General features: G+C 71.0%; 4 protein-coding genes. 2 read left to right on the top strand and 2 right to left on the bottom strand.

The window, feature by feature from the left end; all coding sequences use genetic code 11:
• Positions 1–688 precede the first annotated feature (688 nt).
• Both PUR56_RS03465 and PUR56_RS03460 read right to left on the bottom strand, forming a co-directional pair.
• On the bottom strand, positions 689–1,672 hold the full coding sequence (locus tag PUR56_RS03465) for an alpha/beta hydrolase (protein WP_329947793.1): 984 nt from the start codon (positions 1,670–1,672) through the stop codon (positions 689–691).
• A gap of 28 nt (positions 1,673–1,700) precedes the next feature.
• Complete coding sequence (locus PUR56_RS03460) at positions 1,701–2,768, bottom strand: alcohol dehydrogenase catalytic domain-containing protein (protein ID WP_329947792.1); 1,068 nt, start codon at positions 2,766–2,768, stop codon at positions 1,701–1,703.
• Positions 2,769–2,901: 133 nt separating this feature from the next.
• Between PUR56_RS03460 and PUR56_RS03455 the strand changes: the two genes are divergently transcribed.
• On the top strand, positions 2,902–3,522 hold the full coding sequence (locus PUR56_RS03455; protein WP_329947791.1) for a CGNR zinc finger domain-containing protein: 621 nt from the start codon (positions 2,902–2,904) through the stop codon (positions 3,520–3,522).
• Between the two features lie 444 nt (positions 3,523–3,966).
• Positions 3,967–6,630 (top strand): hypothetical protein, encoded by a 2,664-nt coding sequence (locus PUR56_RS03450; protein ID WP_329947790.1) that lies wholly within the window; start codon positions 3,967–3,969, stop codon positions 6,628–6,630.
• Positions 6,631–6,639: the final 9 nt, after the last annotated feature.

The raw sequence follows: 6,639 nt of genomic DNA, 5'->3' as shown, positions 1-6,639 counted from the left end.
GCTGTTGAGTTCTCAAGGAACGGACACTTCCTTCAGGCGGCTTTCACACCGGCCCTCCGGGCGCTTCGTTCTTTCGTGTTTCCAGCTTACCAGACGTTTTCCGCTCCGTTTTCCGGAGTTTCACTCACCTGACTCGCTTTCATACTTTCAGCTTATCAGATGCTTTCCGCTCCGCTTCCGGCGCTTCCTTCGTCCAACTCACTAGTGTCTTCTGCGGCTTGACGCCCCGTCCGACGTTTCAAACTCTAGCCGACCGCCGCTCCGAAAAGCGAACCCGGCCGCAATCCCAGAAAGCGAGCACGCCGAATACCCACCCAGGCAGGCCTGCACGTGGCAGGCGCGACCCAGGCCGAACCGGGAAGTGGTGTTCCGAAGGATTGGCCGCCCCGGGACCGTCCGCGCCGATGCGTGTCCGGTGCTCCCTGTCGAGCGACTGGGAGAACGTACTCCCATTCCGCTCCCGAAACAAATCGCCCCGCGCAGGCCGCACGGGTGTGCCCCTACTCCGCCCACCGTCCTGTCCGGAGGCGTCGCTCGGCCCGCCTCGCGCGGGGCCCAGCGTCCGGTGCCGCGGCCGTCGGACCGCGGCACGGGGAGACCGGTGGGGCGCCCGGCCGGAAGGCGCCGGCCGGGCGTCCCGCGAACCCATGCCCCCCGGAAATGGCCGGCGGACCGCGGCGGCGTGGTGTCAGACGAGGGAAGGGGAGGCGTGGAACTGGCGGGTGAGGTAGTTGGACCAGGTCTGGTGGAAGGCGGTGGCGAGTCGGGAGTGCGGGGCGATGAGGTCGAAGGCGTGGTACGCGCCGGGGTAGAGGTGGAGTTCGACCGGGACGCCGTGGGCCCGCAGGCGGGCCGCGTAGTCGAGGTCCTCGTCGCGGAAGCAGTCGAGGTCGCCGACGGTGATGAAGGTGGGTGGCAGGGCGCCGAGGTCGGTGGTGCGCGCGGGGGCGGAGTAGGGGCAGACGTCGTCGGTGCCGGCGCGGTCGCCCAGGATCGCCTGCCAGGCGAGCACGTTGGTCGAGCGGTCCCAGATGCCGATGTCGGTGATCTCGTGGCTCGACGCGGTGCGGTTGCGGTCGTCGAGCATGGGATAGGTGAGTGACTGGAACAGGGGTGTCACGCCGCCGCGGTCGCGGATCAGCAGGGTCGTGGCCGCCGCGACGCCTCCGCCGCCGCTCTGGCCCGCGATGCCGATGCGGGCGCCGTCCAGGCCCAGGGCGTCCGCCTCGCGGCCGAGCCACTGGTAGGCGGTGAAGCCGTCCTCGGCGGCGCCGGGGGCGGGTGTCTCGGGGGCGAGCCGGTAGTCGACCACGGCGACGGCGCAGCCGACGCTCGCGCCCAGCCGGGTGAGCCACGGGTCGTCCTGGGCGGCGAAGCCGAGCACCTGTCCGCCGCCGTGGAACCAGAGCAGGACCGGCAGAGGTCCGGGCGCTCCGGTGGGGCGCAGAAGGCGGATCGGTACGTCGGGGCCGTCCGTCCGGCTCGCGAGGTGCGTCTCGACGGTGACCGACGGGTCGCCGGGCCGGGCGTCGGCGGCGGCCTCGGCCTGGGCGCGGAACGCCGCGCGCGTTGCGGCGAGGTCCGTCAGGTCGAACGCGCCGTTGGGGGTCATGGGGACCGCGTCGAGGGCCAGGCTCAGTTCCGGGTCCATCAGTTGACGGGATGCGGGCATGGTCGTTCCTGCTTTCGGGAGAGGCGTTTCAGGGGCGGAACGAGTCGATGACGACCACACCGGTGGGTCCGTAGGTCTCCAGGGACTCCAGGACCTCGCTCGCCTCGTGGAGGCCGACGGTGCGCGAGACGATGCGGCCGGGGGCGAGGCGGCCGGCGGCGATCATGTTCAACATCGTGCCGAAGCGCTGGCCCTGCATGCCGAAGGCGCTCACGAACTCCAGTTCCTTGACCATCATGACGTCGACCGGCAGCGCGACGTCCCCCTGTTCCGCAGCGGTGGTGTGACCGAGCTGGAGGTGGCGGCCCCGGGCGCGTAGGGAGAGGACGGAGTTGCGGCAGGCGGCGGCGATGCCCACCGCGTCGACCGACACGTGCGCACCGCCGCCGGTGAGGGTCTTCACCGCTTCGGCGGGGTCGTCGGTCGCCGCGTTGACGGTGTGGACGGCGCCGAGTGCGCGTGCGGCGTCCAGCTTGTCTTCCGTGATGTCGATCGCGATGACGTTGGCGCCCGTCGCCGCGGCGATCTCGACCGTCGACAGTCCCATGCCGCCCCCGGCGCCGTACACCGCGACCCACTCGCCGCCGCGGACCCGCGCCTGGTCGACGACGCCGTGGAAGGCGGTCATGTAGCGGCAGGCCAGCGCGGCGACGTCGACGAAGTCGACGCCCTCCGGTACTTCGACCAGGTTGACGTCGGCGAAGCGGACCATGACGTACTCGGCGAAGGCGCCCCAGTAGGAGACCCCCGGTACGAGCGAGTCCACGTGCTCGCAGACGTGCTGGTTGCCGCTGCGGCACATCTCGCACGCGCCCTCGCCGGGGTTCATCGGGAAGATGACGCGGTCTCCCTCCTTCCACCCCCGCACCTCGCGGCCGACCTCCACGACGGTGCCGGCGAACTCGTGGCCGAGGACGAACGGGGCCTCGACACGCGGTCCGCCCGTCCAGAACTCCCCCGCCCACAGGGCCCAGTCGGTCCGGCAGATCCCGTTCGCCCCGACGCGCACGATCGCGCCGTCCGGCGGGCAGGCGGGTTCCGGCACGTCGCGGATGACTAGCGGCTTGTGGAGTTCCTCGATGACTGCGGCGCGCATGGCGCGGCCTCCTCGTGCTGCGGGGGGGGGTGGCGGGAGCGTCGAGCAGCCGCCCAAAGTCCACCGGTTTAAGTGGTGGACTTGGAAGCTAGCCGCTTGCCCGGAATCGTGTCAACCACTTAAAGTGGTGGACATGGACGACAGGGACGACAAGGACGGCAGCCGCGAGGGGCGCCAGCGCGCCAAGGCCGACTTCCGCTTCGACGACGCGCGACTGTGCTTCGCCTTCGCGGGCACCCTGGCCGACCGCGGCGCGGACGCGCCCTTCGAACGGCTGGCCCGGCCCGAGGACTTGAGCCGCTGGGCCGTCGAGAGCGACTGCACGACAGCGGCGCCGCCCTGCACCGAGGCCGACCTCGGCCGCGCCAGGCGGTTGCGTGAGGCGATCCAGCGGACCGGCCTCGCCCTGGCGGACTCCGCGCCGCCCTCGCCCGAGGACGTCGCGCTCGTCAACCGCGCCGCCGCCGAACCCCCCTCGACGCCCGAACTCGCCCCCGACGCGACCACCGTGCGCTGGCACGGCGATACGGTCGCGGCGGTGCTCTCGACGGTCGCCCGGGATCTGATCGCCCTCTGCGCGTCGGAGCACCGCACACGCGTCCGCATCTGCGGGAACCCCGACTGCGGTGTCCCCTTCGTCGACACCTCGCGCGCGGGTGCCCGCCGCTGGTGCTCGATGAAGACCTGCGGCGCGCTCGTCAAGAAGCGCGCCTACCGGGCGAGGCTGCAGACACCCGCCGACGGCGCCCGGTAGCGCTTCGCGCCCCTGCCGGGGCCGTTCACGACGCGCAGGGAGCCGGGCAGGTGGGTGCTGGGCCCGCCGGGGCGGTGCCGGCCCCGGCGTCGGCGACGAGGGTCTCCATGGTGAGCTGCCGGTTCCTCACCCTGGCGATCAGGAGGTTCACGTAGACCTCGGGCTGCTGTCGACATCGTTCGCGACTGCCGCGGCTCGACCCTCTCTTGTTTCCGGTGCAGTTGAGACACGGAGGAAGCCGGACCGCGGGGTGACGAGCACCGCTGCCGTGCGGCACCCGACAGGAGGACCGGCCGACGGGCCGGGGCTGCGACGCGCCGTGATGGTGTCACTCGTTGAGGTGACAGTGGACGTCGGGTCTGGCCATCGTGGGGGCGGGATTCCTAGGCTTGACATGCCTGATTCCTGACTGCTCGCCAGATCGACGCGTCCGGGAGGACGACCATGTCCGATCACGCACCCGAGCCCGCCGCGACCACCGGCCACCTGCCGTCCGCCGCTCCGGAAGCGGCGCTTGTCGTCCCGGCCCCCGCCGCTCCCCCGACTCCCCCGGCAGACTCCTCGCCCGTGCTGGCGCCGGCCGCACGGCACATACCCAAGGCCACCCTGGTGGCGCTGGACATCACGCCGCCGTCCAGCGGCCAGGCGCTGCTCAAGCACAGCTTCGCCTACCAACTGGCGCTGCGCCCGGGCGAGGTGGAGGCCGCCGCGCGGGCCGCCGGCCACCCGGCCGGAGCGCCGCTCACCCGACTTCTCGCCGGCTACGAGGAGGGCGCGGCGGAACCCCCGGGCCCGGCGCCGTTCGCCGGGTTTCCGGTCGACGAACTCGTCGCGTTCGGCCTCGCGGTCGCACGACTGCGCCGCGCCGGGAGCGGCGTGCAGGCCGGGGACGCACACGCCGACCGTGCCGTCGTCGCCGTCCAGAACCTGGTGTTCAACACCCGATCCAGCCGGCTGAGCATGCTCAACCTGGAGCGTCTGGAGATGGCGCCGGCGGGCATCCAGCGCGGTGAGCTGATCGCCACCGTCCCGCTGGCCCCGCTGGAGGAGACGGCCGTCACCCACAAGGAGTGGTCGGTCACCTCCTGGGAGTTCACCTCCATCGTGACGGACTCGCTGGAGAGCTACAGCGAGACGGGAGTCACCGACAACACCGAGCTCTCCCAGTCCACCGCCAGCCAGCAGCAACACTCCAACCAGTTCAACATCACCGGTACCGTGTCCGGCGGCATTCCGGTGATCAACGGCTCGGCCTCGTCCGGGTTCACCGCCCAGGACAGCTCCTCCACCTCCGCGTCGGAGAGCCGCAAGCACGCCTCCGGGCTGACCCAGAAGGCGTCCTCGCGGGCCAAGCAGGAGCACAAGGTCACCATCTCCACGCTGACCGTCACCGGCACCGAGGAGACCACCACCCGGACGCTGAAGAACCCGAGCCAGACGCAGGCCGTCCGGATCGACTACTTCAGCCTGCTGCGCACCTGGCGGGTCCGGCTCTACCGGTACGGCCTGCGGGCGGCCTACGACATCGTGGTCCCGGAGCCCTCTGCCGCGATCCGCAAGGACTACGTCGAGCTGGCCGCGCTGCGGGCCGCCCTCGGCCCCTTCGTCTTCGCCCTCCCGCACGACGACATCACCGACGACGTGCGCCCGGCGGACCAGGCGCCCGGACTTCCGCCGAATCGCAAGCACTACCGCTACCTCGGCGATCTGTACGGCGTGCAGGTGCCCGATCCGCCCGAGGCCACCAAGGAGGTATTCCCCAACGACACCGTGCCGGCCGGTGGCGGCTGGCACTTCTACCCGATGCGCTTTCGCATCGAGGACGGCTACGCCGTCTCCGCCGTGACGGCCGAGTTCCACCTCGGCATGCTCGACGACAACCCGCGGATGCACTACGGCGTGGAGGGCAGTGGCTTCGAGAAGGACTCCGGCGTGCCACTGCACGATGCCGTGGTGCTCAGCGACCCGCCGTACAACGCCTTCAAGGGCCGCACCGGCGAGCAGAACGTGCTGATCTTCCTCCATGACGTCGGGCCCGCCTGGGTGGGCCTGAAGATCACGACCGCCCGGACGCCCGAGTTGTTCTCGCGCTGGCAGTCGCAGGTGTGGACCATGCTGCACGACGCCGCGCAGACCAGGTACCTCGCCGAACAGCAGGACATCGCCAACCGGATCGCCTCCCTGGAGGACCGCCTCGCCGGGGTCGACACCCTCACCCTGCGGCGTGAGGAGAGCGACGAGATCATGAAGTGCGTACTCCGCCATCTCCTGGGCACCGAGTACGAGTTCATGGCTCCCGGCGCGGTGCAGGCACTCCGCTCGGCGGGCGTGGACACCGCGCACGGCGCCGGTTTCGAACCGGGCGCGCTCAACCCTCCGGACGGCGCCTGGGCCAACCTGAAGCGCCACGAGGACCTCGTCCGGTTCGTCAACCAGGCCGTGGAGTGGGAGAACGTGGTGACCTTCCTCTACTCCTACTTCTGGGACGCCCCCGACTCCTGGAACTTCATCCGCAACATCCGCCACCCCGACCCCACCCGGCAGGCCTTCCTGCGGGCCGGCGGCGCGCGCATCGTGCTGACCATCCGCAAGGGCTGGGAGGACGCCTGGGTGCGTTTCTGCGAGGGCGGCTTCAAGGACGCCGACATTCCGTCCGACCACCCGTACCTGACCATCGCCCAGGAGATCGCCGCCTACGACGACCGCTACTACCCCGGCATCCCGCCGGCCAACCCGGGCCGTGGCGCCGTGCGGATCGAGGACACCGTGAGCACCGAGTGCGCGGCCGTCGTCGGGCCCAATCCGGTCAATCCCGGACTGCCGGTGACCATCCCGGTCGCCTCCAGCCGGGGCTTCACCCCCGGCGCGCTCGTCGTGATCGACTCCACCCGCCACCGCGACCTCCAGGAGAGCTGCACGGTCGTGGCGGTTCCCGACCCTGGCCGGCTCACGGTCGACCGGCTGCGGCACCGGCACGACGGCACCGGCACGCCGTTTCCCGTCGTACAGCCAGGGGAGAAGGGCGAGCTGATCGCCGAGTGGAACGAGTACACCCCCTCCTCCGGGACCGACATCCAACTCAACACCAATCTCCCGCAGATGAGTTGAGCGGACGGA

This window comes from Streptomyces sp. BE303, assembly GCF_036290945.1.
Classification (GTDB): Bacteria; Actinomycetota; Actinomycetes; order Streptomycetales; family Streptomycetaceae; genus Kitasatospora.
This window is presented reverse-complemented; position numbering and strand designations above follow the sequence as displayed.

Excerpts from the sequence above, each read along its gene's own strand:
- PUR56_RS03465 (WP_329947793.1), bottom strand. The coding sequence starts at position 1,672 with ATGCCCGCATCCCGTCAACTGATGGACCCGGAACTGAGCCTGGCCCTC.
- PUR56_RS03460 (WP_329947792.1), bottom strand. The coding sequence starts at position 2,768 with ATGCGCGCCGCAGTCATCGAGGAACTCCACAAGCCGCTAGTCATCCGC.
- PUR56_RS03455 (WP_329947791.1), top strand. The coding sequence starts at position 2,902 with ATGGACGACAGGGACGACAAGGACGGCAGCCGCGAGGGGCGCCAGCGC.
- PUR56_RS03450 (WP_329947790.1), top strand. The coding sequence starts at position 3,967 with ATGTCCGATCACGCACCCGAGCCCGCCGCGACCACCGGCCACCTGCCG.